The 24,764-nt window shown below is 66.5% G+C and carries 23 protein-coding genes and 1 tRNA gene; 14 read left to right on the forward strand and 10 right to left on the reverse strand.

Annotated elements, in window-relative coordinates; all coding sequences use genetic code 11:
* Window positions 1–63 precede the first annotated feature (63 nt).
* The 4 genes from proB to rplU all read right to left on the reverse strand — a co-directional run bounded on the left by proB (window position 64) and on the right by rplU (window position 2,952).
* The gene (gene proB / locus F579_RS0112000; protein WP_019024928.1) at window positions 64–1,194 is read right to left on the reverse strand and encodes a glutamate 5-kinase; all 1,131 of its coding nucleotides are present in this window, start codon (window positions 1,192–1,194) and stop codon (window positions 64–66) included.
* Entirely contained in the window at window positions 1,191–2,258 is a 1,068-nt protein-coding gene (gene cgtA / locus F579_RS0112005) for an Obg family GTPase CgtA (protein ID WP_019024929.1), read from the reverse strand. The genes proB and cgtA overlap by 4 nt, the downstream gene beginning before the upstream one ends.
* Window positions 2,259–2,346: 88 nt before the next feature.
* Window positions 2,347–2,607, reverse strand: coding sequence for a 50S ribosomal protein L27 (gene rpmA, locus F579_RS0112010; RefSeq protein ID WP_017925741.1), 261 nt, complete (start codon window positions 2,605–2,607; stop codon window positions 2,347–2,349).
* A gap of 33 nt (window positions 2,608–2,640) precedes the next feature.
* Window positions 2,641–2,952, reverse strand: a complete 312-nt coding sequence (gene rplU, locus F579_RS0112015) for a 50S ribosomal protein L21 (RefSeq protein ID WP_012983371.1) — start codon at window positions 2,950–2,952, stop codon at window positions 2,641–2,643.
* 203 nt (window positions 2,953–3,155) lie between these two features.
* Between rplU and ispB the strand changes: the two genes are divergently transcribed.
* The 5 genes from ispB to spoT all read left to right on the forward strand — a co-directional run bounded on the left by ispB (window position 3,156) and on the right by spoT (window position 7,569).
* Window positions 3,156–4,124 carry an octaprenyl diphosphate synthase gene (ispB, locus tag F579_RS0112020; RefSeq protein ID WP_019024930.1) on the forward strand — a complete coding sequence of 323 codons (969 nt, stop codon included), beginning with the start codon at window positions 3,156–3,158 and terminating at the stop codon, window positions 4,122–4,124.
* 137 nt (window positions 4,125–4,261) lie between these two features.
* Window positions 4,262–4,338: transfer RNA gene (locus F579_RS0112025), tRNA-Pro, on the forward strand.
* A gap of 85 nt (window positions 4,339–4,423) precedes the next feature.
* A complete protein-coding gene (gene gmk, locus F579_RS0112030; RefSeq protein ID WP_019024931.1) occupies window positions 4,424–5,074 on the forward strand; it encodes a guanylate kinase in 651 nt (216 codons plus the stop codon).
* Between the two features lie 34 nt (window positions 5,075–5,108).
* Entirely contained in the window at window positions 5,109–5,384 is a 276-nt protein-coding gene (gene rpoZ / locus F579_RS0112035; RefSeq protein WP_017925738.1) for a DNA-directed RNA polymerase subunit omega, read from the forward strand.
* Window positions 5,385–5,397: 13 nt separating this feature from the next.
* The gene (gene spoT / locus F579_RS0112040; protein WP_019024932.1) at window positions 5,398–7,569 is read left to right on the forward strand and encodes a bifunctional GTP diphosphokinase/guanosine-3',5'-bis pyrophosphate 3'-pyrophosphohydrolase; all 2,172 of its coding nucleotides are present in this window, start codon (window positions 5,398–5,400) and stop codon (window positions 7,567–7,569) included.
* Between the two features lie 38 nt (window positions 7,570–7,607).
* Here spoT and mutM read toward each other — a convergent pair whose 3' ends face one another.
* The 3 genes from mutM to F579_RS0112055 are packed head-to-tail and all read right to left on the reverse strand — an operon-like array spanning window position 7,608 to window position 10,578.
* Complete coding sequence (mutM, locus tag F579_RS0112045) at window positions 7,608–8,423, reverse strand: bifunctional DNA-formamidopyrimidine glycosylase/DNA-(apurinic or apyrimidinic site) lyase (protein ID WP_019024933.1); 816 nt, start codon at window positions 8,421–8,423, stop codon at window positions 7,608–7,610.
* Window positions 8,416–9,360, reverse strand: coding sequence for a hypothetical protein (locus F579_RS0112050; protein WP_019024934.1), 945 nt, complete (start codon window positions 9,358–9,360; stop codon window positions 8,416–8,418). The genes mutM and F579_RS0112050 overlap by 8 nt, the downstream gene beginning before the upstream one ends.
* Window positions 9,361–9,363: 3 nt before the next feature.
* Window positions 9,364–10,578 carry an EAL and HDOD domain-containing protein gene (locus tag F579_RS0112055; RefSeq protein WP_019024935.1) on the reverse strand — a complete coding sequence of 405 codons (1,215 nt, stop codon included), beginning with the start codon at window positions 10,576–10,578 and terminating at the stop codon, window positions 9,364–9,366.
* Window positions 10,579–10,652: 74 nt separating this feature from the next.
* Here F579_RS0112055 and F579_RS0112060 point away from each other — a divergent pair, with 74 nt between their 5' ends.
* The gene (locus F579_RS0112060) at window positions 10,653–10,862 is read left to right on the forward strand and encodes a hypothetical protein (RefSeq protein WP_026301098.1); all 210 of its coding nucleotides are present in this window, start codon (window positions 10,653–10,655) and stop codon (window positions 10,860–10,862) included.
* Window positions 10,863–10,979: 117 nt separating this feature from the next.
* Here F579_RS0112060 and rpmG read toward each other — a convergent pair whose 3' ends face one another.
* From rpmG to F579_RS0112075, 3 genes are all read right to left on the reverse strand, one after another.
* Window positions 10,980–11,150 carry a 50S ribosomal protein L33 gene (gene rpmG / locus F579_RS0112065; protein WP_012983362.1) on the reverse strand — a complete coding sequence of 57 codons (171 nt, stop codon included), beginning with the start codon at window positions 11,148–11,150 and terminating at the stop codon, window positions 10,980–10,982.
* A 10-nt stretch (window positions 11,151–11,160) separates the two neighbouring features.
* A complete protein-coding gene (rpmB, locus tag F579_RS0112070; RefSeq protein ID WP_012983361.1) occupies window positions 11,161–11,397 on the reverse strand; it encodes a 50S ribosomal protein L28 in 237 nt (78 codons plus the stop codon).
* Between the two features lie 74 nt (window positions 11,398–11,471).
* Entirely contained in the window at window positions 11,472–13,208 is a 1,737-nt protein-coding gene (locus tag F579_RS0112075; RefSeq protein WP_019024937.1) for a bifunctional diguanylate cyclase/phosphodiesterase, read from the reverse strand.
* A 182-nt stretch (window positions 13,209–13,390) separates the two neighbouring features.
* Between F579_RS0112075 and F579_RS0112080 the strand changes: the two genes are divergently transcribed.
* The 8 genes from F579_RS0112080 (at window position 13,391) to tldD (ending at window position 24,748) form a co-directional block, all read left to right on the forward strand.
* Window positions 13,391–14,350 carry a LysR family transcriptional regulator gene (locus F579_RS0112080; RefSeq protein ID WP_019024938.1) on the forward strand — a complete coding sequence of 320 codons (960 nt, stop codon included), beginning with the start codon at window positions 13,391–13,393 and terminating at the stop codon, window positions 14,348–14,350.
* Window positions 14,347–15,090 (forward strand): type 1 glutamine amidotransferase, encoded by a 744-nt coding sequence (locus tag F579_RS0112085; RefSeq protein ID WP_017925729.1) that lies wholly within the window; start codon window positions 14,347–14,349, stop codon window positions 15,088–15,090. Before F579_RS0112080 ends, F579_RS0112085 begins: the two co-directional genes overlap by 4 nt.
* Window positions 15,091–15,104: 14 nt before the next feature.
* Window positions 15,105–15,581, forward strand: coding sequence for a hypothetical protein (locus F579_RS0112090; protein ID WP_019024939.1), 477 nt, complete (start codon window positions 15,105–15,107; stop codon window positions 15,579–15,581).
* A complete protein-coding gene (locus F579_RS0112095; protein ID WP_019024940.1) occupies window positions 15,578–16,696 on the forward strand; it encodes an AI-2E family transporter in 1,119 nt (372 codons plus the stop codon). Before F579_RS0112090 ends, F579_RS0112095 begins: the two co-directional genes overlap by 4 nt.
* An 81-nt stretch (window positions 16,697–16,777) precedes the next feature.
* Window positions 16,778–18,304, forward strand: a complete 1,527-nt coding sequence (rng, locus tag F579_RS0112100; protein WP_019024941.1) for a ribonuclease G — start codon at window positions 16,778–16,780, stop codon at window positions 18,302–18,304.
* A 153-nt stretch (window positions 18,305–18,457) separates the two neighbouring features.
* Entirely contained in the window at window positions 18,458–22,360 is a 3,903-nt protein-coding gene (locus F579_RS0112105; protein WP_019024942.1) for a YhdP family protein, read from the forward strand.
* Between the two features lie 11 nt (window positions 22,361–22,371).
* Window positions 22,372–23,202: a carbon-nitrogen hydrolase family protein gene (locus F579_RS0112110; RefSeq protein ID WP_038029909.1), complete on the forward strand. Its 831-nt coding sequence runs from the start codon at window positions 22,372–22,374 to the stop codon at window positions 23,200–23,202.
* A 103-nt stretch (window positions 23,203–23,305) separates the two neighbouring features.
* Complete coding sequence (tldD, locus tag F579_RS0112115; RefSeq protein WP_019024944.1) at window positions 23,306–24,748, forward strand: metalloprotease TldD; 1,443 nt, start codon at window positions 23,306–23,308, stop codon at window positions 24,746–24,748.
* Window positions 24,749–24,764 lie beyond the last annotated feature (16 nt).

The following is a 24,764-nucleotide window of genomic DNA, read 5'->3' on the forward strand; positions in this document are numbered from 1 at the left end:
TGATTCGGGATGCGGGCACCTTACCTCATTGGTTCGGGTGGCGGGATCGCCGGGACGTTGCGCCTACAAGAGAACGAGATTGTCGCGGTGAATGAGCTCGGGTTCCAGGAGGTAGCCGAGCTCCGCCTCAATATGGTCCGCGCGCAGGCCGCGGATGCGTTCCACCTCGCTGGAGGCGTAGTTGGTCAGTCCGCGTGCGACCGGGCGGCCGTCCGGGTCGACGCAGGTCACGACCTCGCCGCGGCGAAAGTCGCCGCGCAGACCCACCACGCCCACCGGCAGCAGGCTGCGGCCCGACTCGCGCAATACGCGCGCGGCGCCGGCATCCAGCAGGAGCTCGCCGCGCGAATGCAGCTGGTCGGCCAGCCAGCGCTTGCGCGCGGCCAGCGGCTCGCGGTCGGGCTTGAGCCAGGTGCCCAGGCGCTCGTTCTTCAGTACGCGGCCGATCACCTGGGCCTCGCGCCCGGAGGCGATCACGGTATGCGTACCGGAGCGCGCGGCGCGCTCCGCGGCCTTGAGCTTGGTGGCCATGCCGCCGCGCCCCAGGCGCCCGAAATCGGCGGCCACGAAGCGGTGCAGTTCGGTATCCGTGGCGCGGCCCTCGTGGATCAGCTCTGCGTCGGCGTGCTGGCGCGGATCGCGGTCGAACAGGCCGTCCTGGTCGGTCAGGATCAACAGCAGGTCGGCGACCACGAGATTGGCAACCAGGGCCGCCAGGGTGTCGTTGTCCCCCAGCCGGATCTCCTCGTAGGCGACCGTGTCGTTCTCGTTCACCACGGGGATGGTGCCCATCTCCAACAGGGCCTGCATGGTCGAGCGGGCGTTCAGGTAGCGCGAGCGATCGGCGAGGTCGTCATGCGTCAGCAGGACCTGCGCCGCGTGCAGGCCATGGCTTGCGAACTCCCGCTCGTAGGCCTGAACCAGACCCATCTGCCCCACGGCGGCGGCAGCCTGCAGGCGGTGCAGCTGGTGCGGGCGCTCGCTCATGCCGAGCCGGCGCATGCCCTCGGCCACGGCGCCACTGGAGACCAGGATGACCTCCAGCCCCTTGCGTCGCAGTGCCGCGATCTGGTGGGCCCAGGACTCCAGCGCCGGGCGATCCAGGCCCGCGCCATCGGCGGTGATCAGCGCGGAGCCGATCTTGACCACCACGCGGCGGATGGCCGGGAGTTCGCGCAGGGCGCGGGTGTTCACGCGCGATCCTCCCCGGCCTCGCCGGTCGCCGTGGGGGCCGTAGCTGGCTCCTGGTTCGCCGCTTCGATGTGGCGCATGACGGCCTGCATCAGCGCGTCGACCCCGTCGCCGGTGGCGGCGGAGATGGTGAAAACCGGGCGCTCGTCGCCCGCCACCTCGCGCACCCTCGCGATCAGGTCCTCGAGGGCCTCGGCGTCCAGCAGTTCCTTCTTGTTCAGCACGATCCAGCGCGGACGACCGGCCAGTTCGTCGCTGTGGCGTTCGAGCTCGCCCAGCGCGGTCTGCATGTCTGCGACCGGATCGGCCTCGGGGTCGGGCGGGGCCACGTCGACCACGTGCAGGAGCAAACGGGTGCGCGCCAGGTGCTTGAGAAAGCGGGTGCCCAGCCCGGCGCCCTCGGCCGCGCCCTCGATCAGGCCGGGGATATCGGCCATCACGAAACTCTGGTTCGGTCCGATGCGCACCACCCCCAACTGCGGGATCAGGGTGGTGAACGGGTAATCCGCGATCTTCGGACGTGCGGCCGAGGCGCGTGCGAGCAGGGTGGACTTGCCGGCATTCGGCAGGCCCAGAAGCCCCACGTCAGCCAGTACCATCAGTTCCAGCGCCAGCTTTCGCAGCTCGCCCGGCGTGCCGGGCTTGCTCTGGCGCGGGGCCTGATTGGTAGAGGACTTGTAGCGGGTATTGCCGAGCCCGTGAAAGCCGCCCTGGGCGACCAGCAGGCGTTCGCCGTCGCGGGTGATGTCGCCCAAGACCTCGTCGGTGTCGGCGTCCCGGACCTGGGTGCCAACCGGGACGGGAATCTCCAGGTCCTCGCCGGAGGCACCGGTGCGCTGGCGCCCCATGCCGTTCTCGCCGCGCTGGGCGTCGAAGCGGCGCTGGTAACGGAAGTCGGCTAGGGTGTTGAGCCCCTCGTCGCCGACCAGCCAGACGGAGCCGCCATCGCCCCCGTCACCGCCGTCCGGCCCGCCAAACGGGATGAACTTCTCGCGGCGAAAGCTCACGCAGCCGTTCCCGCCGTCGCCGGCCTTCACGGTAATGGTTGCCTCGTCGATGAACTTCATGCCGCGTCTTCCTGGTTCCCGTCTTTGATTTGCGCAATAAAAAAGCCCCGCGGAACGGGGCTTTTGGCGCTACCGGTGGCGTGTCCGCTTACTGCTGCGGCTGCACGCTCACGAAGCGCCGGTTGTTCGGGCCACCGACCTTGAACACGACTTCGCCGTCGACCTTCGCGAACAGCGTGTGGTCCTTGCCACAACCCACGTTCTCGCCGGGATGATACTGCGTCCCGCGCTGACGGACGAGGATGTTGCCGGCGCGCACGACCTGGCCGCCAAAGCGCTTCACGCCCAGGCGTTTGCTCTCGGAATCGCGCCCGTTGCGGGTACTCCCGCCTGCCTTTTTATGTGCCATGGATTCGTTCTCCTGAAAAAATGCGCCTGCGCGTCAGCCGGCGATGCCGGTGATGCGCACGGTGGTGTAGTGCTGGCGGTGCCCCATCTGCTTCTGCGAATGCTTGCGGCGCCGGAATTTCATGATGTGGACCTTCTTGGCCCGGCCGTGGTCTTCGACCTTGGCGGTCACCTTGCCGCCGTCGACCAGCGGGGCCCCGACGCGAACATCGTCGCCCGAACCGACCATCAGCACCTGGTCGAACTCGACCTCGGAGCCGGCTTCGGCCTCAAGCTTTTCGATGCGGATCACGTCACCTTCGGCGACGCGGTACTGTTTACCACCTGTTGCGATGATCGCGTACATTTCCCTGGGACTCCGTTGCGATACCTGTGTGGACCGGCCCGTCAAGTCTGGAACTGAAAGACCGGTCTCGCGAAAGGGCGGAAATGCTAGCAGCGAGTCGCCTTCGGGTCAATGCCCGGCGGTGGTGCGCGCTTGACACCCCACCGGGGCCTTCCTAGCATGCCAGCGCCTACCAACTTCCTCATACTGGCGCGCCTACCCGCATGTCCATCAACGCAATCCGAGAGCTGGCTGCAGACGACATGCAGGCGGTCGACCAGTGCATCCGTGACCGGCTCAGTTCGCCGGTTGTGCTGATCAACCAGCTGGGCCACTACATTATCCACTCCGGGGGGAAGCGCCTGCGGCCCCTGCTGGCGACCCTGTCGGCACGCGCCTGCGCGGTCGAGGGCGAGGAGCCGGTGGTGCTGGCCGCGGTGGTGGAGTTTATCCACACGGCGACCCTGCTGCATGACGACGTGGTCGATGCCTCCGAGATGCGCCGGGGCAACGAGACCGCGAACCACATCTTTGGTAACGAGGCCGCGGTGCTGGTCGGCGATTTTCTCTACTCGCGCGCGTTCGAGATGATGGTCGAGGTCGGCTCGATGCGGGTGATGGAGATCCTGGCCCATGCGACCAACGTGATCGCCGAGGGCGAGGTGATGCAGTTGATGAACTGCCACGACGCCGATGTCGACGAGGCTCGCTACATGAACGTGATCCAGTCGAAGACGGCCAAGCTGTTCGAGGCCGCCTGCCAGCTGGGCGCCATCCTTGGCGAGCGCCCGCGGGCCGAGGAAGAGTCGCTCGCGCGCTACGGCATGCATCTGGGCACCGCCTTCCAGCTGATCGACGATGTGCTCGACTACTCTTCCGACGATGCCGTGACCGGCAAGCGCATGGGCGATGACCTGGCCGAGGGCAAGCCGACCCTGCCGCTGATCCAGGCGATCCGGGTCGGTACGCCGGAGCAGCAGACCGTTGTGCGTCAGGCGATCGAAGACGGCGGGCGCGAGCAGGTGGATGCGGTACTCGAGATCGTTCATGCCACCGGGGCCCTGGACTATGCCCGCGAACGCGCGGCCGCGGAGACCGAGGCGGCGATTGCCGCGGCGTCCGTGCTCCCGGAGTCGCCACACCGCCAGGCCCTGATCGACCTCGCACGCTTCGCGGTGGGTCGCGATCACTGACCGTTCGGGCCCGGTGCGCGGTGCATTATGCGGCCGCGCAGGCGCGTGACATTGCCCGGATCACCAGTTCCATTGATCAGTGTCTCCCTGGGGCATGGACACGCCCGGATTGGCTCGGCATAATAGCGGGCTCGGTTCGGAGTGTAGCTCAGCTTGGTAGAGCACTGCCTTCGGGAGGCAGGGGTCGAAGGTTCGAATCCTTTCACTCCGACCAACTCTATTTCCCTGGTATGCCGGGTCGTTTCTGGCCGGCAGCCAGCCGATGATTCCATTCCTGTTCTGCTCCTGCGGACGCGTTCATGACCGCCACTTCCCAGGCCGTTCGCGGCACCCTCTATATCGTTTCCGCGCCATCGGGCGCAGGCAAGACCAGCCTGGTCGCCGCTTTGCTCGAGCGCGTGGAGCAGGTCGAGGTCTCCGTCTCGCATACGACGCGCAAGCCGCGCGCCGGCGAGGTGAACGGCGAGCACTATCACTTCGTCTCGGCCGAGGAATTTCTCGGCATGATCGAGGACGGCCAGCTGCTGGAACACGCGAAGGTGTTCGACAACTTCTATGGCACCGCACGCGCCAGCGTCGAAGAGCGCCTGGATGCCGGCATGGACGTGATCCTGGAGATTGACTGGCAGGGTGCGCGCCAGGTGCGCGCGGCGGTGCCGGATGCGCATTCGATCTTCATCCTGCCGCCGTCGCGCGACGAGCTGGAGCGGCGCCTGCGCGGGCGGGGGCAGGACAGCGAAGAGGTCATCCAGCGGCGCCTGCGCGACGCGGAGTCCGATTGCACGCATTTCCGCGAATATGACTACACGGTCGTCAACTCGAATTTCGAGCGGGCGGTCAGTGACCTGGCCAGCATCTTCCGCTCCAACCGTCTGCGCACGGTGGAGCAGGAGATACGTTCCGCATCGACGATACGGAATCTGTTGGCGAGTACGCCGGGCACGGCGTAACATGCAGTATTAACGACTCATAACCGGAGTACCCATGGCACGCGTCACCGTCGAGGACTGCCTCGAAAAAGTGGACAATCGCTTCGAACTGGTGCTGATGGCGGCCCGCCGGGCCCGTCATATCGCACACGGCAAGGAGCCCCGTGTATCCGAGGACAACGACAAGCCCACGGTTATCGCCCTGCGCGAGATCGCCGAGGGGCTGGTCGGCACCGAGGTGTTCGACGAACACGATGAACGGCCCCAGAACCAGATGCTGGACTTCAGCACGATCCGCCATCTGGAGCAGCTGGAAGCCGACGAACGCTAGGGATCGATAACTCATGGCCGCTGGGCAGCCAGCCGCGCCCGGGGCCGCATCGCCGGTTCCCGGTGACTCGACCCGATTCCTGATCAGCGATCTGTGTTCCGAGCTTGAGTCCTATCTCGAGCCGGACGAAGTCGAGGAGGTCTATCGCGCCTATCTCCTGGGCGCGGAGGCCCACGAAGGCCAGACCCGCAAGACCGGCGAGCCGTATATCTACCACCCCCTGGCCGTGGCCCGGACCATGGCCGAGATGCGGATGGACCACAAGGCCATCTGCGCCGCGATCCTCCATGACGTCATGGAGGATACCGCCACCAGCAAGGACCGCATCCACGCCGAGTTCGGCGAGGAAGTGGCCGAGCTGGTCGATGGTGTCTCCAAGCTGACCCACCTGCAGTTCCAGTCCAAGGCCGAGGCGCAGGCGGAGAATTTCCGCAAGATGATGCTGGCGATCACCCGCGATATCCGGGTGATCCTGATCAAGCTGGCCGACCGCCTGCACAACATGCGCACCCTGGGCGTGATGCGCCCGGACAAGCGCCGCCGCATCGCCAAGGAAACCCTGGAGATCTACGCGCCGATCGCCCAGCGCCTGGGGATGAATGCGATCCGTCGCGAGCTGGAGCAACTCGGGTTTTCCGCCAAGCACCCCTGGCGCGCCGCGGTACTGGAACGCGCTGTGCAGCGGGCCGGGGGCAACCGGCGCGAGCCGATGAAGAACATCGAACAGGCGATCTGTTCGCGCATGGAGGCGGCCGGGATCGTCGGGCGCATCTCCGGGCGCGAAAAGAGCCTGTACAGCATCTATCGCAAGATGCGCGACAAGCACCACTCGTTCGAGGAGGTGTTCGACGTCTTCGCCATCCGCATCATTGTCGACGACGTCGACACCTGCTATCGCTCGCTGGGCGTGGTGCACAACCTCTACAAGCCGGTGCCGGGGCGCTTCAAGGACTACATCGCGATCCCGAAGTCGAACGGCTACCAGTCGCTGCATACCATCCTGTTCGGCCCGCAGGCCATCCCGATCGAGGTGCAGATCCGTTCCACCGAGATGGATCGCGTGGCCGAGAGCGGGATCGCCGCGCACTGGCAGTACAAGGCCGGGGGCGAGTCCGCACGCACCGCGCAGAGCCGGGCCCGCGAGTGGCTGAAGGATGTACTGGAGATCCAGAACAGCGTCGGCAACTCCATCGAGTTCCTGGAAAACGTGAAGGTCGACCTGTTCCCGGACGAGGTCTACACCTTCACCCCCGAGGGCGACATCCTGGTTCTCCCGCGCGATGCGACGCCGATCGATTTTGCCTACGCGGTGCACTCCGACGTCGGCAACCGCTGCGTGGCGGCGAAGATCGATCGCCAGCTGGCACCGCTTTCGGTGCGCCTGCAAAGCGGACAGACGGTAGAGATCGTCACCGCTCCGGGCGCGCGCCCGAACCCTGCCTGGCTGTCCTTCGTTGTCACCGGCAAGGCCCGCTCCGGCATCCGGCATTGCCTGAAGTCGATGCAGTCGGACGAGGCCCGTGCCCTTGGCGAGCGTCTGCTGGAGAAGGCCCTCAGCGCGCTGGATACCTCGCTCAAGCAGATCTCGCCGGCGCGCCTGGATCAGCTGCTCGACGCGATGCAGCTACAGGACCTGGACAGCCTGCTGGTGGATATCGGGCTGGGCAACCGCATGGCCTCGCTGGTCGCACGCCAGATGGTGGGCAAGGAGAGCGCGGACACCGACAACACCACCCAGACCACGCTGGCGGTCAAGGGTACCGAGGGGCTGGTGCTGAACTATGCCCGCTGTTGCCACCCGATCCCCGGCGACCCGATTATCGGCCAGCTGAGCGCGGGGCGCGGGCTGGTCGTGCATCGGGAGAGCTGTCGTAACGTGCTGCACGAGAGCCGTGACCGGGCGGACAAGACAATCGCGCTCGAATGGTCGCACGAGCCGGAGCTGCAGTTCACCGCGGCGGTGCGCACCCGTACCGCCAATCGGCGTGGTGCGCTGGCCGACATGGCGGCCGTGATCGCCGATCACGGCTCGAATATCGAGCACATCTCGTTCAACGAGCAGGACGGCCACTCCACCGCGATGACCTTCCTGCTGACCGTCAGCGATCGCCAGCACCTGGCCCAGATCATGCGAGGCCTGCGGCGTCTGCCGGATGTGCTGCGGATCGCGCGTCAGCGCGGGTAGCAGCGTTTTCCAGGCGATGCCCGTGCGTGCGCGGCTCGCTACCGTTGGCAGGTCGGGCAGTACGCCGAGGCGCGCTGCCCGATACGTCGGTTGCGCAGCGGCGTCGCACACTCCAGGCACGGCTCTCCGGCGCGTCCGTAGACCCGCAGTGACTGGCGAAAATACCCGTGGGTCCCGTCCTCGCGCAGGAAGTCGCGCAGGGTCGTACCGCCTTGTTCGATCGCCGCGCCCAGCACCGTGCGGATGAATCCGGCCAGTCGTCCATATTCCGCCCGGGTCACGCGCCCGGCGGCCCGCCCCGGACGGATCCCGGCCAGGAACAGCGCCTCGGTCGCATAGATGTTGCCCACGCCGACCACGATATCCTGATCCATGATGAAGGCCTTGACCGGGCCACGTCGCCCGCGGCTGCGGCGGAACAGGTAGTCGCCGTCAAATATGGCGTCCAGGGGTTCCGGCCCCAGGGCGGCCAGCAGGGAGTGTGCCTCGCCGGTCTCCGGCAGCGGCAGGCAGCACCCGAAGCGGCGTGGATCATGAAAGCGCACCTGCGAGCGATTCGTCAGATGCAGGATCAGGTGGTCGTGTGTGCGCAGCGGGACATCAGGTGTGCAGTGGCGTAGCGAGCCGGACATCCCGAGATGAAGCAGCGCCCCACCACGATCTGTGGTCAGCAGCAGGTATTTGGCGCGGCGCGTCAATGCGGTAATACGGGCCCCGGCCAGGCGCTCGGGCAGATCTTCCGGCACCGGCCAGCGCAGGCGTCCGTTGCGTACCTCGAGCCGGTTGATCGTCTGGCCCTCTAACAAGGGTGCCAGGCCTCGCCGGGTGGTCTCGACCTCGGGGAGCTCAGGCATGCACGCCCTCGATCTCGAGCAGGAGTTCTGGCCGGCAGATGTCGCCTCGGGCCCACTGGATTACAGGGCCCGGCTTCATCGCCTTGTAATGTTCGGCGATCACCCCCGCGACGGCGGCGCGATCTTTGGGGCGCCGCAGGTAGACCCGCAACCACGAAGGACCGGGGAGCTCGCGCCCCGCCGTGTCGTGCAGGGCCTGGAGGTTGGTCACCGTCTCGCGCGCCTGGGCCACCACATCGTCGGGATGGCGGCTTTCGTGACCGACGATACTGGCCGTGCCGGAGACCATCAGCATGGGTCCGGTCGCGGTCAGCAGCAGCGTGGCGCGGGCAAAGGCCGGGCTTCTCGGGCTGTAGCGTTCCGGGTAGTGGTAGGCACTGACCTGGCGCGGATTCTCGATCGCACGGGCAGGGGCGCGGGTGGCAATCAGGTAGACGAACAGACCCGGTTGCCGGGTGCCGACTGCGGTGGCCGCAGGCATGCTGCCCAGCGGGACCTCGAGCGCCTCCAGCGCCTCGGCGCGCCCGATACAGAAGGCCTGGTAGCGTTCCTGGCCCTGTTCGTCACCGTGGATGTCGGAGAAATAGTTCCAGATGCGCGCCGGATGCTCGAAACCCCGTTGCCGGCAGGCATTCAGGAGCTGACGGTAGGCATGCTCGGTTTGTTCGCGCAGGGGACAGTCCGGGCCCTGCCAGGCGGCGAGCAGTACGTCGTCGAACTCCAGCAGATGCAGGGGGCCGGCGCTGGCAGGCCGCGCAGGGCCGTCTCCCCACCAGTGCTCGATATAGAGATCCGGAGGCAGGGCCTCGAGACCCGGGACGACCTCGATCCGACCGCCCCCGGCATGGACGCCCGCGCTTGCGTCCAGCCGCACGTGGAGGCCGTCCGGGAGCGTCGTCCCGGGCGAGACGAGCCGGTTGTGCAGGTGGGGTGCCATCAGTCAGGTCCTGGACAGCGAATCGAGTATGTCCTCGGTCCAGCGTACCGATTCCAGATAGAGCCGGCTGGCAACCTGCGGTGCTACCGGGGATTCTCCGGCGGGGGGCGGGTTTGCGGGCCCCTCGAATGCCTCGATGGTCGCCAGCCATGGGGCCAGCAGGCCTTTGTGTTCAATCAGCGCCTGTTCCACCTCCGGCGCCAGGCGCAGTTCGTTCAGGATGCGACGCAGCGGGATGCCCAGCACGCGGTCCAGTCCGGAGAGCATCCCCAGCGAAAAGTGACACTCGCACTCCGAGGCCGTCAGATTGCACGCCCGGGCCAGAAGCATCCCCATGCGGGCTCGAATCATGACCTGCTCGACCGCAGCCGAGGGTCCGGCCGCATTGTTGAGAACCAGCAGCATCCCGATGCGGCGGATGCGCCCCTGCCCCAGACGATCGATCGCCGAAGCCAGGTCCTCCGCGGGCTGTTCGCCGCGGTAAGCGGGACTGTTGGCGATGCGCAGGATCTGCGCGGCCAGATCGGGTTCGGCGCCAATAAGGCGTTCCAGTTCCGATGGTTCGGGATCGGAGTCCTGCAGCGTCTTCAGCAGCTTCAGTAGCGCGACTTCCAGGCTCTCCAGGCGCTGGCCTTCGATTACGTGCGGGTGCGACAGGTGGTAGCCCTGGAAGTAGCGAAAACCCAGTTGCTGGCAGTGGTGGTAGCACTCGGCGGTTTCGACCTTCTCTGCCAGCAGCTCCACGCCGAACGTGCGCAGCGTCTCGACCTCGCGTGCCAGTGCCTCGGTGGAAAGGGCCAGTACATCGAGTTTGACGATGTCCGCCAGCGCCACCAGCGGCGAGTGGTGGACCTGAAACTGGTAGTCATCCAGGGCGATGCGAAAACCTCGCTGCTTCAGCCTTTGCACCGCGGCGACGACCTCGGAATCGATCTCGATATCCTCGAGGATTTCCAGGACCACCTGATTGGGGGGCAGGCCGGTGATGATGTCGTCGTCGAGAAAGGACCGTGTCAGGTTGACGAAGGCCAGGTGCGGACCGACCAGATGGGGCAGGCCGATATCCACGAACGCGCTTCGCAGCAGGTCCGAGGTGGCTTCGTCGCCATTGGTCACCGAGGCTTCGCTACGATGTCCGGCGCGAAAGAGGAGTTCGAAACCGACCAGGCGCTCGTGCGCATCGAAGATGGGTTGCCGGCCGACAAAAATAGGGTGCATGCTTGCGCTTTGCCAGTTGATGAAAGAGGCGGCCCGATCTGCGTGTGGCCGGCCCGGGAGAGAGCGTACACATCATGGAGTCCATTGATGCGCCGTTTGGTGAGGTCGTGGAGTTGCGGCAGATCCTGCACGACTCGGGAATCCCTCTCCTGAGGGTCATTATCCGCGATGGCGGCCGCTACACCAAGATAGAACTGGACCCGTCTACTGCCCATCAGTGGGGCCGCATGATGGTGCGCTGGGCCGAGACGGCGTCGCAACAGGAAGGTGCTGGAGAAGGATAGGGTTCCGACTGAGTGGTGTCCGTGATGGTTTGCCCACTCGAGACTACAAGCAATAAAAAAGCCCGGCCAAGCCGGGCTTTTTGATCTGCCATCAGGCGCTCTCGCGCCGGGCAGGCATTACTTGATCTTGGCTTCCTTGTACATCACGTGCTTGCGGATGACCGGATCAAACTTCTTGATCTCCATCTTTTCGGGCATGTTCCGCTTGTTCTTCGACGTGGTGTAGAAGTGGCCGGTGCCGGCGGAGGACACCAGGCGGATCTTGTCGCGTGCGCTCTTCGCTGCCATGGGTAGCTCCTTACACCTTTTCGCCGCGGGCGCGGCAGTCCGCGAGCACCGCATCGATGCCCAGCTTGTCGATGATCCGCATGCCCTTGCTGCTCACGCGCAGCCGCACGAAGCGGTTCTCGCTCTCCACCCAGAAGCGGTGGGTGTGCAGATTAGGCAGGAAACGCCGCCGCGTCTTGCGGTGGGCGTGGGATACGTTGTTACCAGTCGCCGGGCGCTTGCCGGTCACCTGACATACTCGGGCCATCTCGGGGACTCCGGAAATTGGGTCTAGCAAAAGACGGCGGATCTTAGCCTAGTCGGCGGCTCGGCGCAAGATCATCACGGATCGTCCTGTTCCAGTGCGCACTCGCGCTGCAACGAGGGCTCGATCGTCTGATGGCGTGCCCATTGCAGTGTCTCGTTGAAGGGCATGGGGCGGGCGACCCCGAAGCCCTGGACGGCGTCGCAGCCCAGTTCGCGCAGCATGGCGAGGGTCTGGCTGTCTTCCGCGCCTTCGGCCACCACCTTCAGGCCAAGGTCGTGCGCGAGGCCCACAGCCGCGCGGGTGATCTGCTCGTCCACCCTCTGTGTGGCCATGTGGGACACGAAGGTCTGGTCGACTTTGAGGGTCGTCACCGGGAGTCGCCTAAGGTAGGCAAGAGAGGAATATCCAGTGCCGAAGTCGTCGATGGAGAGCGCCAGCCCGCGCTCGGTCAGACGCCGCAGGGCCTCGATGACTTGATCGGGGTCGGCCATCAGGGCCGTCTCGGTGAATTCGATCTCCAGCGCGCAGGCCGGGAGACCAGCGGCTTCTATGCGCTCGATAATGGTTTGGGCAAAGTCGGGATCGAGGAAATTGCGCGCCGAGACATTGATGCTGACCGGGGCCTGGATGCCTTGTTCGCGCAGCACAAGGAGGTCGGCGATCGCCAGGTCCAGCACCTTGAGCGTCAGGGCATGAATGAGGCCGGTGCGCTCGGTTTGTGCAATGAATCGGTCCGGCGGTACCTGTCCCCGATGCGGGTGTTGCCAGCGCAACAGGGCCTCGAAGCCACACAGTTCGCCATGCCGCAGGGTCACCTTGGGCTGGTAGTGCAACTGGAACTGGTCGTCCTCCAGGGCGCTTTGGAGTTCCCCCAGCAGCTCCACGGTCTGGCGCCCGGCGTCGTTGCTGCGCCGGTCGTAGGTGCGGTAGCGCCGGCCCGACTGACTGGCTTCGTGCATCGCCATCCAGGCCTTGGTCAGCAGGCTTTGCGGGTCGTCTTGTTCGTGGAACGGAAACGAGGACACCCCGGCGTGGGCCCCGACGTAGACCGGCAGCCCGAGTACCTCGAACGGCGCCTGCAACTCTTCCACGGCCTCCTGTGTGGTGGCCAGGCACTCCTGGCGGCTGCGGTGAGGCAGCAGCAAGGCGAAGTGATCGTCGTGGATATGGTAGACGAGGGTGTCCGGGCTCCCGGCGACTGCCTGCAGGCGTTCGGCAATCCCCATCAGCAGGGGTCTCTCCGCGGCGAAGCCCAGGGCGCTGATCGTGTCCGCATAGTTATCCATTTGCAGGCTGATCACGAATACCCGGGTCGCGGGCTGCTCCGAGCCCTCCGCCTGGGCCATCAAATGGCGGATATGCTGTTCCAATGACTCGCGGTTGGGCAGGCCGGTCACAGGGTTGTGGTAGGCCTGATCGAGCAGCCGCGCCGCGTGCTGGCGCAGCTGGGAGAAAAGCCACCCGCTGAACCCGCCCAGCACCAGATAGATCCCGGCACGGGTCAGCCAGTTGAGGGTCGGCTGGGCGATCCCCTCGTCCACATTCAGGGGCATGAACGGCCCCAGCAGTAGCCCGGCCAGCAGGCCGAAGGCCAGCCCGCCCCACAGGCCCATCAGGGCGGCGCCCAGCAGTACCGGGATCAGGACGAAGTTGAGATAGGCGGTGCTGGTGCCGCCGGTCTGATAGACCAGTAGTGTGACGCCGGCCATCAGGATCAGGACCAGCCCCACGCCGGTCAGGCGCCAGGCGCCGGTCACCCCCAACCAGGATTCGGGACGCCAGGGTCGGTCAAACTCCGAAAGCCGCTCCATGCGCGTTCCTTGGTGGAATGAGTTTTGCCAGCTTGTCCCTCTTTATAGATTGATTCCCGCGAGACTGGTGAGTTCATTCCTCGGTCGCTGGTTGGTGCCAGTCGTTCATCGGCGTGCCTCTGGCTGTCCCCCTTGCGAGTGGCTTGGTAGCATGCCGAATCGTACGGGTTGCGGAGTGGTGCATGGCCGATCGACGCTTGCAGGTCTTTCTTACGGTGGCGCGCCTGCTGTCCTTCACCAGGGCGGCCGAGGTCCTGCACATGACCCAGCCGGCGGTCACCTTCCAGGTGCGCCAGCTGGAGGAGCAGCTGGAGACACGGCTGTTCGACCGTAACCACAATCGGGTGACCCTGACCGAGGCCGGGCGTCTGGTGCAGCGCTATGCCGAGCGCATCTTCGATACCTACGGCGAACTCGAGGCCGCGCTGCGCGAGCTCAAGGGCGCCGACGGCGGGGCGATCGTGATCGGCGCGAGCATGACGGTGGCCGAGTACATGCTGCCGGCCTTGCTCGGGGCCTTCCGGCGGGCACACCCGGATATCGGTATCCGGCTGCGTGTCGGCAACACCGAGAATGTCGTCGCGATGGTTGAAGAGGGCAGTGTCGATCTGGGGATTGTCGAGGCGCCGGTGAGCCATCGCACCCTGCTGGTACAGCCCTGCACGGTGGACCAGTTGCGCCTGATTGTGCCGCCGGAGCACGAACTGGCCAGCCGCAAGAGTGTGCGGGTGGCGGAGTTCGTCGAGCAGCCATTCATATGCCGCGAGGAGGGTTCCGGGACCCGCGAGGTCATCATGGAGTACCTTGGGCGGTCCGGTTACGACCGCAATACCCTGCGCGGGTGTATGGAACTCGGCAGCCCCGAGGCCATCAAGGGCGCCGTGGCGGCGGGCATGGGCGTGTCGGTACTGTCCGAGGCCGTGGTCGCCAAGGAACTGACGCTGGGCGAGCTGGCGGCGATCCCGCTGGACCCGCCGCTGGAACGCCCGATCTCGCTGGTGCATGCGCGCCAGCAGTTCCGTGTCCCGACGCTGGAGGTGCTGATGCAGTTCCTGCGTGGTTACTGCACGGGCCTGGGGCCCGGCGCGGCCGAGGGTGCCCCCGCGAACACAGAATCCAATCGAATAGAAGACGCGACATGAAGAATTACTGCGTAGTGCAGCATAGTTATTCCGAGTTTCTCGGCCTGATCGAATCGCAGCTCGAGAAGCGCGATATCGGCTTTTCCTACTACCGGCCCTTTGTCGGCCAGGACCTCCCCGGGTCGGCGGCCCAGTTCGACGGCCTGTGGCTGCTGGGTGGCGCCTGGCCGACCGCGGACCACGAAGAAAACCCGCAGGTCCCCGACGAGCTGGCGCTGATTGATATCTTCCGCCGGTCGCAGCGCCCGGTGGTCGGGCTGGGCATGGGCGGGCTGCTGGTGGCCGAACAGGCCGGTGGCACCGCGCATGAGGACCCGATGTACCGGGCCCGTTTCGTGACCGCGCACAAGACCGCGGCCGGCGAGGGCGACGATCTGGCCGAGGCCCTGGACGGGCGCCGCGTACTGCAGCTGGTCAACGGCCGCGTGGATCTGCCGGAGGGGCTGGAGCCAGTCCTGGTGGACGACGACGGTGACTGGTTGGCAATCCGGCCGGACAAGCTGACCTACGGCCTGCTGTTCCGTCCGGAAATGAAGCCGGGCATGCTCGAAGACATCATCATGGAGGCCAAGCACAATCCGCCGCCGAACATGGGCGAGTTGCTGGGCGAGGCGCGCATGGAGTGGGGTGACATGCAGAAGGTCACCGAGGACGTGATCGTTGCCCTGGTCAAGGAGCTCGGCCTGATGCAGGAGCGGCGCAAGATGCCCGTGTTCAGCCTCAAGATCGAGAACGAATAGGCATGCTCCCTCCGATGGGCAGTCCGGGCGGGCTGGGCGGGGGCGACGTCGCCTCCGCCCTGACCCGTGGCAAGAAGAAAAAGGACGACCCGGCGCGCGAGCTGGCCGAGATCGCGTCACGCCTGTCGCCCGAGGATCAGGCCAGCCTGCTGAAGTTCGCGCGTTTCCTCGAGCAGGAGTCGCCGGCCCCGGCGCCGGAACCGGTGCCCGAGCCGGAGCCGATCCCGCGCCCGGAGAACGAATCGGTGATCAAGGCGATGCGCCGGCTGTCGGCGACCTATCACATGCTGGATCGCTCCAAGCTGCTCAACGAGACCTCGGCGCTGATGGCCCAGCATGTGATGCAGGGGCGTTCGGCGGTGGAGGTGATCGACGAGCTGGAGGTCGTGTTCCAGACCCACTACGAAAAGGTGGTGGCCGAAGACCCGACGCGTAAGGATGGGTCCTCCCAGGCGTCCGCAGACGCGACAAACGGGGATGCCAGTCGATGATCGACGTCCTGCGCGAGTGGTACCGGCGGCACTTCACCGACCCCCAGGTGGTGATCCTGGCGTTCCTGCTGCTGGCGGGGTTCCTCATCATCGTCTTCGCCGGACGCATTCTTGCCCCGCTGCTGGCCTCGCTGATCATCGCCTACCTGCTGGAGGGGGCGGTGCAGAAGCTGATACGCCTGCATGTTCCACGCCTGCTGGCGGTCACGATCGTGCTGATCGCTTTCCTGGCGCTGACGGTGGCTGCCCTCTTTAGTGTCGTGCCGCTGATGTCGGCCCAGGTGACGCAGCTGGTGCGCGAACTGCCGGGCATGATCCGCGAGGGGCAGGCGCTGCTCCTGCAGCTGCCCGAGCGATATCCGCAACTGATTACGGACGAGCAGGTGCGCGACCTGATGGGCGCCATCCAGGCCGAGGCCACCATGCTGGGACAACGCGTCGTCTCGTTCTCGCTGGCCAGCGCCCGGCATCTGGTGGATGTCGTGATCTACCTGATCGTGGTGCCGCTGATGGTCTTTTTCATGCTGAAGGACCGCGACCTGATCCTCGACTGGGTGCGCAGCTTCATGCCGCGCGACTCGCATCTGGCCAGCGAGGTGTGGCGCGAGGTCAACGTGAAGATCGCCAGCTACGTGCGCGGCAAGTTCATCGAGATCCTGATCGTCTGGGCGGTGAGCTTCCTGACCTTCAACTGGTTCGGGCTGGAGTACGCCGTGCTGTTGTCGTTCATGGTCGGCATCTCGGTGATCATCCCGTATATCGGGGCAGCGGTGGTGACGATCCCGGTGGCCGCGGTGGCCTACTTCCAGTTCGGGTTGTCCAGCGAGTTTGCGTGGTTGCTGATCGCCTACGGGGTGATCCAGTTCCTGGACGGCAATGTCCTCGTCCCGCTGCTGTTCTCCGAGGTGGTCAATCTGCACCCGGTCGCGATCATCGCGGCGGTATTCGTGTTCGGTGGCATCTGGGGGCTGTGGGGGGTGTTCTTTGCGATCCCGCTGGCGACTCTGGTGCATGCGGTGATCAAGTCCTGGCCGCGCACCGACAAGCTCGAGGCCAGGCGCGAGGCGGAGCAGCAGGCCGCAACGCCCGAGCCCGCCGAAGCCGACTCCAAGTAGCCCCGTCGCGCCGGCGTCCCACGCCTGCGCGGGAGGTCGGCGCGATCTGTACATTCACAACAACAAGAAGAAAAACCCAGCATGACCGGTACCGAAATCCTGATGAACGTCACTCCCCAGGAAAGCCGCGTGGCCCTGGTCGACAACGGCGTTCTGACCGAACTGCATCTGGAACGAACCCGTCGGCGCGGCATCGTCGGCAATATCTACAAGGGTCGTGTCGTGCGCGTGCTCCCGGGCATGGATGCGGCCTTCGTGGACATCGGCCTGGATCGGACGGCCTTCCTGCATGCCTCCGACGTGGCACCGGTGGAGCGTGAAGAGCTTAATGGCCCAGGGTCGAGCAATGGGTCGGGCAATGGGTCGGGAAACGGCGGCGGCAATGGTTCCGGCCGTGCCGAGACCATCCGCGAGTTGCTGCGCGAAGGCCAGGATGTGCTGGTGCAGGTGATCAAGGACCCGCTGGGCTCCAAGGGTGCCCGGCTGACGACTTACATCACCGTGCCGTCCCGCCATCTGGTACTGATGCCGAATCAGAGCAATGTCGGCGTATCCACGCGCATCGAGGACGAGGGCTCGCGCAGCCGTCTGCGCGAGAAGGTGGAGGCCCTGCGCGACGAGATCGCCCCGCAGCATGGCTTCATTGTGCGCACCGCGGCGGAGCTGGTGGACGACGAGGCCCTGGAAAACGACACGGCCTTCCTTAAAAAGGTCTGGGACAGCATCCAGATCGCCGCTGCCGAGGCCAGCGCGGGGGAGGAGGTCTACGCCGACCTGCCGCTGGTGCTGCGCATCCTGCGTGACATGGTCGGGGTCGAGATCGAGCGCATCCGCATCGATTCGCGCGAGACCTATCAGAAGGTCTGCGAGTTCGTCGCACAGTACCTCCCGGAGCTGGTGGGGCGGATCGAGCATTACCCCGGCGAGCGCCCGATCTTCGATCTGTTCAATGTCGAGGAGGAGATCCAGCGGGCGCTGGAGCGCAAGGTCGAGCTGAAGTCCGGGGGCTACCTGATCTTCGACCAGACCGAGGCGATGACCACGGTGGATATCAACACTGGCGGCTTCGTTGGGCATCGCAAGCTGGAAGAGACGATCTTCAAGACGAATCTCGAGGCGGCCCAGGCGATCGGGCGCCAGCTGCGCCTGCGCAATCTCGGCGGGATCATCATCATCGATTTCATCGACATGCAGGACGACGAGCACAAGCGCCAGGTGATCCGCGCGCTGGAGAAGGCGCTCGAACGCGATCACGTGAAGACGCAGATCTGCGATGTCTCGCCACTGGGGCTGGTGGAGATGACGCGCAAGCGAACGCGCGAGAGCCTGGAACACCAGCTCTGCGAACCGTGTCCAACCTGTGCGGGGCGTGGCTATCTGAAGTCGGCCGAGACCGTTTGCTACGAGCTGTTTCGCGAGATCCTGCGCGAGGTACGTCAGTACGACGCGCGCGAACTGCGCGTGCTCGCCTCGCAGAACGTGATCGACCTGCTTCTGGACGAGGAATCGGCGAGCCTGGCGGAGCTCCAGAGCTTTGTCGGTATCCCGATCCGTTTCCAGGTGGAGACGCTATATACCCAGGAGCAGTTCGACGTGGTTTTCATCTAGGTGGTTTTGTTCTAGCCAGGGAAACGCTGGGTAAACGAGCCCCCAGCCAGGAACGGAGGAGGAAACGGACGGCGTGACAACGATGCACGGGCCCAGACAGCGCAGGGGTCCCGGCACACCGGGCCGGCGGTGTTGCGGCCGGTCGGGGCTGAAATGAGAGCCCTGTCACACTCCGTTCGTATCGTTGTTGGCGTCCTCCTGCTGCTGATTGCGGTGACCGCGGTTGCCTTGCTGGCCCTGCGCCTGACGGTGGCCCACTGGGACGGGCTGGACGAGTGGGTGGAGACCACTGCCAGCACGCAGCTGGGCTATCCCGTTCGCACGGACGAGATCGATCTGGGCTGGTCCGGCTGGTCGCCGGCGCTGGTTGCCCGGGGCGTGAGTGTTGACCTGTCTGGCGAGGAACCGCTGCATCTCGAACGTCTGCGCCTGTCACTCAGCGCCGGTGCGACGCTGCGAAGTCGTTTTCCGTCGATGCAGGTCGAAGTGTCCGGCACCGAGGTCCGGGTGGTCCGCGAGGCTGATGGCGCGATTCATGTGCACGGCTACGACGTGGGGCTGGGCGATGGCGCCTTGCTGGAGGTCCCGGTGGAGCGCTGGCCGGACCTCGAAGCGAGTGAGGTGCGCATTACCTGGGAGGACCGCGGGGCGGGGCTGGAGTCGGTCCTGGATGTGCGCCGACTGGCCGTGCGGACGGATGCCCGGAGCCGGCTGCGCGTTTTTCTCGACGGCGCCATGCAGGGGGCGGCCGACGGTGACTTCATCCTGGGGGTGGAGGTGCCGGACGCGACCGCCCGCGACGCGCGTTTCTTCCTCGATACCCAACCGGTGGCACTGGGGGCCTGGTCTCCCTGGCTGGTGCGTCTGGGCTGGGAGCCACCCCCCGGCACGACCGCCCTGCGTCTTTGGGGCGAGATCGACGATGGCCGTGTGGTCGCGCTGCGCGGCGAGCACGACACCCAGCTGGACGGAGCCGGGGGCGAACCGGGGGGCGCCTTTGGTCATCGCTTCGACTGGCGGGTGCGTGGCGCCGCCCATGAATCCAACTGGACCGCCACGCGCCCGGGGTCGGGCGATCTGCGCCTGCGCTATACCCTCGGGGGGGAACCCGAGGCGGTGATTGTCGAGGCGCTGGAACTCGCGGCGCGGGACCTGGAGGTGGAACCCTATGCACCTCTGCTGTTCCTGGTGGAGCAGCGCGCGCCCGAGCTGGCCGACCCCCTGCGCGAGGTGCGCCCGCGCGGACGGCTCGGCGATGCCTGGGTGCGGGCACGGCATGACGGGGAACGTCTGGAGCCGGTAGAGGGGCTGGCGCAACTGCGCGATCTGCAATGGCATGCGGGCGATTACGGGCCGGGCGTGCAGGGGGTCGACGGGGAGGTCTCCTGGCGCGAGGGCGGGTTGGAGCTCGACCTCGCCAGCCGCAATGTGCGCTTCGAGATGCCCACCCTGTTTGACGACCCCCTGTGGATCGAGACGGTGCGCGGGCGGCTGCGGGCCGAGCGCAACGAGGCCGGTGACTGGCGCATCGCCGGGGAAGGGCTCGATGTCGCGAACGAGCACGCGGCTGCCCGTGGCCGCATGCGGCTGTTGTTCGACGGGCACGAGTCGGGCCCGCGCGTGGACCTGGCGCTGGATATCCTGCGTGCCGACGGAGACTACACCCAGCGTTATCTGCCCATTCATTTGTTGCCGTCCAATACCTACCAGTGGCTGGCGGAGAGCATCCAGACGGGGGTCTCCGACGGGGGCGGTATGGTCTATCGCGGCCGCGGCCGCGACTTCCCGTTCACGGATCAGTCGGGTGTGTTCGACCTGTGGGCGGATATCGAGGAAGGCCTGCTCGATTACGAGCCCGGCTGGCCGGTGGCGGAGGACCTGCGCGGGCGGTTGCTGTTCCACAACGCGAGTTTCCGCGCGACCGATGTCTCGGGACTCATCCTCGATACGGCGGTCCACGGCACCGAGGTGTGGATCGACGACATGATGGACACCCCGGTCCTGGAGATCGAAGGGACGGCCGACGGCACCGCACAGGACCTGATGCTGTATCTGCGGCAGGCCGGGTTGCTGGAAGACGCCGCCGAGATCCGCGATGCGGCAACACTGGAGGGACCCACGCGTCTGGCCCTGGGCATCACCCTGCCGCTCGACGAGGACCGCCTGCAGGACGTCCGTGTGCAGGGGCGGCTGGACCTGCTGCGAACGCGGGCCGAGGTCGCCGGCTGGCCGACCGGCTTCGAGGCCGTGGAGGGTGCGGTGCATTTTGATACCCACGACCGGGTATGGGCCGATGATGTACAGGCACGAGTCCATGGGGAGTGGATCAATATCAGCGCCGACTGGCCGCTGAACGGCGAGGAGGCCACGATTCGCGCCCATGGCCCCCAGCCGCTGGAACCGTGGCTGGAGGAGATACCCGCCCTGCAGCCGTATCTGGACGGCCGCGCGACCTGGGATGCGACCCTGAGGCTGGGGGATGCCATCGATGGTGTGCGTCTCGATCTGAGCTCGGATCTGGTCGGCGTCGGGATCGACTGGCCCAGCCCGATTGGCAAGGACCCCGATGAGAGGCGCCCATTGGAGGTAACGCTCCCGTTCGGTCACAGCCGGGCGGGCATCGGGCATGTACGGCTGGGCGAGACATTGCGGGCCCACTTGCGCCTGAGCCCAAGCCAGGCACCGGACGACCCGGCTGCGCGCGGGGTGGATCCACAGACCGCCGCCGCGGGAATGGGCGTGCAGGCCATGGCGTTGGAGATTGGCATCCCGGCCGCAACCCTGCTCTCGCTTCCGGGCGAAGGCCTTTCGGTGCGGGCACGGCTGCCGGAGCTGGGCGTCCAGCCCTGGCTGGAGGCGTTGGCCGAGGCGCCTTGGGCGCGGGATGTGGACCTGGGTGATATTGAAGCCGCCGATGGCAGCGGCGGCCTCAGTCTGCAGCGGATCGAGCTGGACGTGCGCGATCGTATCCGCTGGGGCGAGCTGGAGATCCCGGGTACGCGTCTGCAGGGACAGCGGCGCGAGGATGGCTGGGACCTGGAGGCCCAGTCTGCCTGGCTGGCGGGAAGCGCCACCTGGCGTGCGTCTGGCGATGGTCGTGACCGTTGGCAGGCGCGCCTGCGTCATTTGATCCTCGAGGACGTGGATTTCGATGGCGAGCCGGACAGCGATACGACCGTGCGGGCTGTCGAAGGAGGGGGGCTGGAGGACCCGCGGGAGTGGCCGGGGGTGGATCTGGTCCTGGACCGGCTGCACGTCGGCGAGTACCGCCTGGCCGATGTTCACCTGGCGCTGGAGCCGGTGGACCAGGGGCTGCGGGTAGAGAACCTGCGGGCCCGCGGTCCGGACGGCGATTTGCGGGCGCAAGGGACTGGCCACTGGCATGTCCTGGCCGACGGGTGGCCCGACACCCGTCTGAATGTCCGGCTGTCCGGTGATGACTGGGGAGGGGCCCTGTCATCGGCGCGGCTCTCCCGCGCAATGGCGGGGGGCGAGGGCGAGGGTCGACTGGATCTGTCCTGGCCAGGCCCGCTGTATGCGCCGCGCCTGGCGCTACTGGGCGGAACGATGGAACTGGAACTGGAGGACGGTCGCCTGGCGGATGTCGAGCCGGGGGCAGGGCGCCTGCTGGGGCTGGTGAGTCTGGATGTGCTGCCACGGCGTCTGCGGCTCGATTTCCGCGATGTGTTCACGGAAGGGTTTTCCTTCGACCGCCTGGAGGCGACGGCGACGCTGCAAGATGGCAATCTGCACGTCCCCGATCTGGAGATGCGGGGTCCGTCCGCTCGCGTACGCCTGAGTGGCCGCACCGGCCTGGTCGCGCGCGATTACGATCACCACATCGTGGTGGTGCCGAGTCTGCGTACCGCGCTGCCGATCGTCGGGGCCCTGGTCGGCGGCCCGGTAACCGGGGTGGTGGTACTGTTGGCGGAACGAGTGCTGGGGATTGGGGATCAAATCGAAGAGGCCGCGCGCGTGGAATATCGCGTGACCGGTCCGTGGGACGACCCGGAGGTGCAAACCCTGGTTCAGCCCGCCACAGACAACGACGACTAGCGGATGTACCGATGACACAGGTAGCGGCAATACAGATGGCCTCCGGGCCTCAGCCCCAGGCAAACTTGCTGGAGGCCAAGCGCCTGCTGCAGGAGGCCGCGGACAAGGGGGCCCGCCTGGCGGTGCTGCCGGAGAATTTTGCGTTCATGGGGATGCAGGAGTCGGACATCCTGGGCATCGCCGAGGTCGCCGACGGGGCGGGGCCGCTGCAGGCCTTCCTCGCCGAGCAGGCCCGTCGCCTGGGGTTGTGGATTGTCGGTGGTACCGTGCCGCTGCAGACCGGAGGCGGGGAACGCGTGCGTTCCGCCTGCCTGGTGTTCGACGACCAGGGTCAGCAGGTCGCGCGTTACGACAAGATTCACCTGTTCGACGTGCAACTGCCGGACAGCAGCGAGGCCTACACCGAGTCGAAGGTGTTCGAGCGGGGCGACCAGGTGGTGGTGGTCGATACCCCGGTCGGGCGCATGGGGCTCGCGATCTGCTATGACCTGCGCTTCCCGGAACTGTTTCGGGCCTTGCTGGACCAGGGGGCCGACTGGGTGGCGCTGCCGGCGGCATTCACCGCGCAGACCGGCCAGGCCCACTGGGATGTGCTGCTGCGCGCCCGCGCGATAGAGAACCAGTACTACATGCTCTCGTCGGCCCAGGGCGGATTCCATGTGAACGGTCGCGAGACCCATGGCCACAGTGCCCTGGTCGACCCCTGGGGCCGGGTCGTGAATCAGTTGCAGCGTAATCCGGGCGTGCTGCTGGCCGATCTGGATCATGCCCAGGTCGAGCGCATCCGCACGGTGTTTCCGACCATCGAACACCGGCAGCTGGCCTGCCCGGGAACGGTCTGACCCGAACGTCCGGGGCCGGCATAACCGCGTGGCGCGCGGGCTTGAAAGCCTGGCGCGGACCCCAAGCTCCATACTGAAAGCATTCCTGAACCCCGAGGATTCCATGATCGACAGCCTTGCCCAACAAACCCTGCTCGACCCGGCCGGCCTGGGCGACCACGAGTTGACCACCCTGCTCGGCACGACCTTTGGCCGCGGCGTGGACGGGGGCGACTGCTATTTCCAGTTTGCCTGCCAGGAGGGCTGGTCGCTGGAGGACGGCATCGTCAAGTCGGCCAGCTTCAATATCGAGCGCGGGGTGGGCATACGCGTGGTGCGCGGCGAACAGACCGGGTTTGCCTACTCCGACGATATCGCGATGCCGGCGCTGCTGGATGCGGCGCGGACCGCGCGCAGCATCGCCGATGCTGGACAGAGCGGCCGGATCGCGGTGGCGAGCCGCGCGCCCTCGCGGCCGGCGCTGTACGCCCCGGAGAACCCGATGGACTCGCTGGACGAGCAGTCCAAGATCGACCTGCTCAAGGAAGTGGACGCCGCGGCGCGTGCCGCCGACCCGCGCGTGACCCAGGTGATGTGCTCCCTCGCCGGAGTGCACGAGGTGGTCCTCGTGCTGAACGCTCGTGGCGAGCTGACCACCGATGTACGTCCGCTGGTCCGCCTGAGCGTTCAGGTGATCGCCCAGCAGGGCGATCGTCGCGAGTCGGGTACCTCCGGGGGCGGTGGTCGCTTCGGTTATCGCTACTTCCTCGAGAACGATCGCGCGGCCGGCTATGCCCGCGAGGCGGTGCGCCAGGCCCTGGTGAACCTGGAGGCGCGCGACGCGCCCGCCGGCACGATGAAGGTCGTGCTGGGGCCCGGCTGGCCCGGTGTGCTGCTGCACGAGGCGATTGGCCACGGCCTGGAGGGCGATTTCAACCGCAAGGGGACCTCGGCCTTCTCCGGGCGTATCGGCGAGCGGGTGGCTGCAAAGGGCATCACCATCGTTGACGATGGCACGCTGGAAGGGCGTCGCGGTTCGCTGAACGTGGACGACGAGGGCACTGCGACGCAGCAGACCGTGCTGATCGAGGACGGCATCCTGCGTGGCTACATGCAGGACGAGATGAACGCCCGGCTGACGGGAGTCCAGTCGACTGGCAACGGCCGTCGCGAGTCCTACGCCCATCTGCCGATGCCGCGCATGACCAATACCTACATGCTGGCGGGCGAGGCCGACCCGGAGGAGATCCTCGCCTCGGTGGAGGACGGCCTGTATGCGGTCAATTTCGGCGGCGGACAGGTGGACATCACCTCCGGCAAGTTTGTCTTCTCCGCTTCCGAGGCCTATCGCGTCGAGAAGGGCAAGGTGACCTACCCGGTCAAGGGCGCGACCCTGATCGGCAACGGCCCGGACGTTCTGACCCGCGTCTCGATGGTGGGCAACGACATGCGCCTGGACCCCGGTGTGGGGACCTGTGGCAAGGAAGGGCAAGGCGTGCCGGTAGGCGTGGGGCAGCCCACCCTGCGTATCGACGGCATGACCGTGGGGGGCACCCAGGCGGCCTGACGCCGGCCCGGAGTGC

Source organism: Thioalkalivibrio sp. ALJ21, assembly GCF_000378605.1.
GTDB lineage: Bacteria > Pseudomonadota > Gammaproteobacteria > Ectothiorhodospirales > Ectothiorhodospiraceae > Thioalkalivibrio.

Coding starts and splice junctions, on each gene's coding strand:
- cgtA (WP_019024929.1), bottom strand. CDS start 2,258: ATGAAGTTCATCGACGAGGCAACCATTACCGTGAAGGCCGGCGACGGC.
- rpmA (WP_017925741.1), bottom strand. CDS start 2,607: ATGGCACATAAAAAGGCAGGCGGGAGTACCCGCAACGGGCGCGATTCC.
- rplU (WP_012983371.1), bottom strand. CDS start 2,952: ATGTACGCGATCATCGCAACAGGTGGTAAACAGTACCGCGTCGCCGAA.
- ispB (WP_019024930.1), top strand. CDS start 3,156: ATGTCCATCAACGCAATCCGAGAGCTGGCTGCAGACGACATGCAGGCG.
- gmk (WP_019024931.1), top strand. CDS start 4,424: ATGACCGCCACTTCCCAGGCCGTTCGCGGCACCCTCTATATCGTTTCC.
- rpoZ (WP_017925738.1), top strand. CDS start 5,109: ATGGCACGCGTCACCGTCGAGGACTGCCTCGAAAAAGTGGACAATCGC.
- spoT (WP_019024932.1), top strand. CDS start 5,398: ATGGCCGCTGGGCAGCCAGCCGCGCCCGGGGCCGCATCGCCGGTTCCC.
- mutM (WP_019024933.1), bottom strand. CDS start 8,423: ATGCCTGAGCTCCCCGAGGTCGAGACCACCCGGCGAGGCCTGGCACCC.
- F579_RS0112050 (WP_019024934.1), bottom strand. CDS start 9,360: ATGGCACCCCACCTGCACAACCGGCTCGTCTCGCCCGGGACGACGCTC.
- F579_RS0112055 (WP_019024935.1), bottom strand. CDS start 10,578: ATGCACCCTATTTTTGTCGGCCGGCAACCCATCTTCGATGCGCACGAG.
- F579_RS0112060 (WP_026301098.1), top strand. CDS start 10,653: ATGGAGTCCATTGATGCGCCGTTTGGTGAGGTCGTGGAGTTGCGGCAG.
- rpmG (WP_012983362.1), bottom strand. CDS start 11,150: ATGGCAGCGAAGAGCGCACGCGACAAGATCCGCCTGGTGTCCTCCGCC.
- rpmB (WP_012983361.1), bottom strand. CDS start 11,397: ATGGCCCGAGTATGTCAGGTGACCGGCAAGCGCCCGGCGACTGGTAAC.
- F579_RS0112075 (WP_019024937.1), bottom strand. CDS start 13,208: ATGGAGCGGCTTTCGGAGTTTGACCGACCCTGGCGTCCCGAATCCTGG.
- F579_RS0112080 (WP_019024938.1), top strand. CDS start 13,391: ATGGCCGATCGACGCTTGCAGGTCTTTCTTACGGTGGCGCGCCTGCTG.
- F579_RS0112085 (WP_017925729.1), top strand. CDS start 14,347: ATGAAGAATTACTGCGTAGTGCAGCATAGTTATTCCGAGTTTCTCGGC.
- F579_RS0112090 (WP_019024939.1), top strand. CDS start 15,105: ATGGGCAGTCCGGGCGGGCTGGGCGGGGGCGACGTCGCCTCCGCCCTG.
- F579_RS0112095 (WP_019024940.1), top strand. CDS start 15,578: ATGATCGACGTCCTGCGCGAGTGGTACCGGCGGCACTTCACCGACCCC.
- rng (WP_019024941.1), top strand. CDS start 16,778: ATGACCGGTACCGAAATCCTGATGAACGTCACTCCCCAGGAAAGCCGC.
- F579_RS0112105 (WP_019024942.1), top strand. CDS start 18,458: ATGAGAGCCCTGTCACACTCCGTTCGTATCGTTGTTGGCGTCCTCCTG.
- F579_RS0112110 (WP_038029909.1), top strand. CDS start 22,372: ATGACACAGGTAGCGGCAATACAGATGGCCTCCGGGCCTCAGCCCCAG.
- tldD (WP_019024944.1), top strand. CDS start 23,306: ATGATCGACAGCCTTGCCCAACAAACCCTGCTCGACCCGGCCGGCCTG.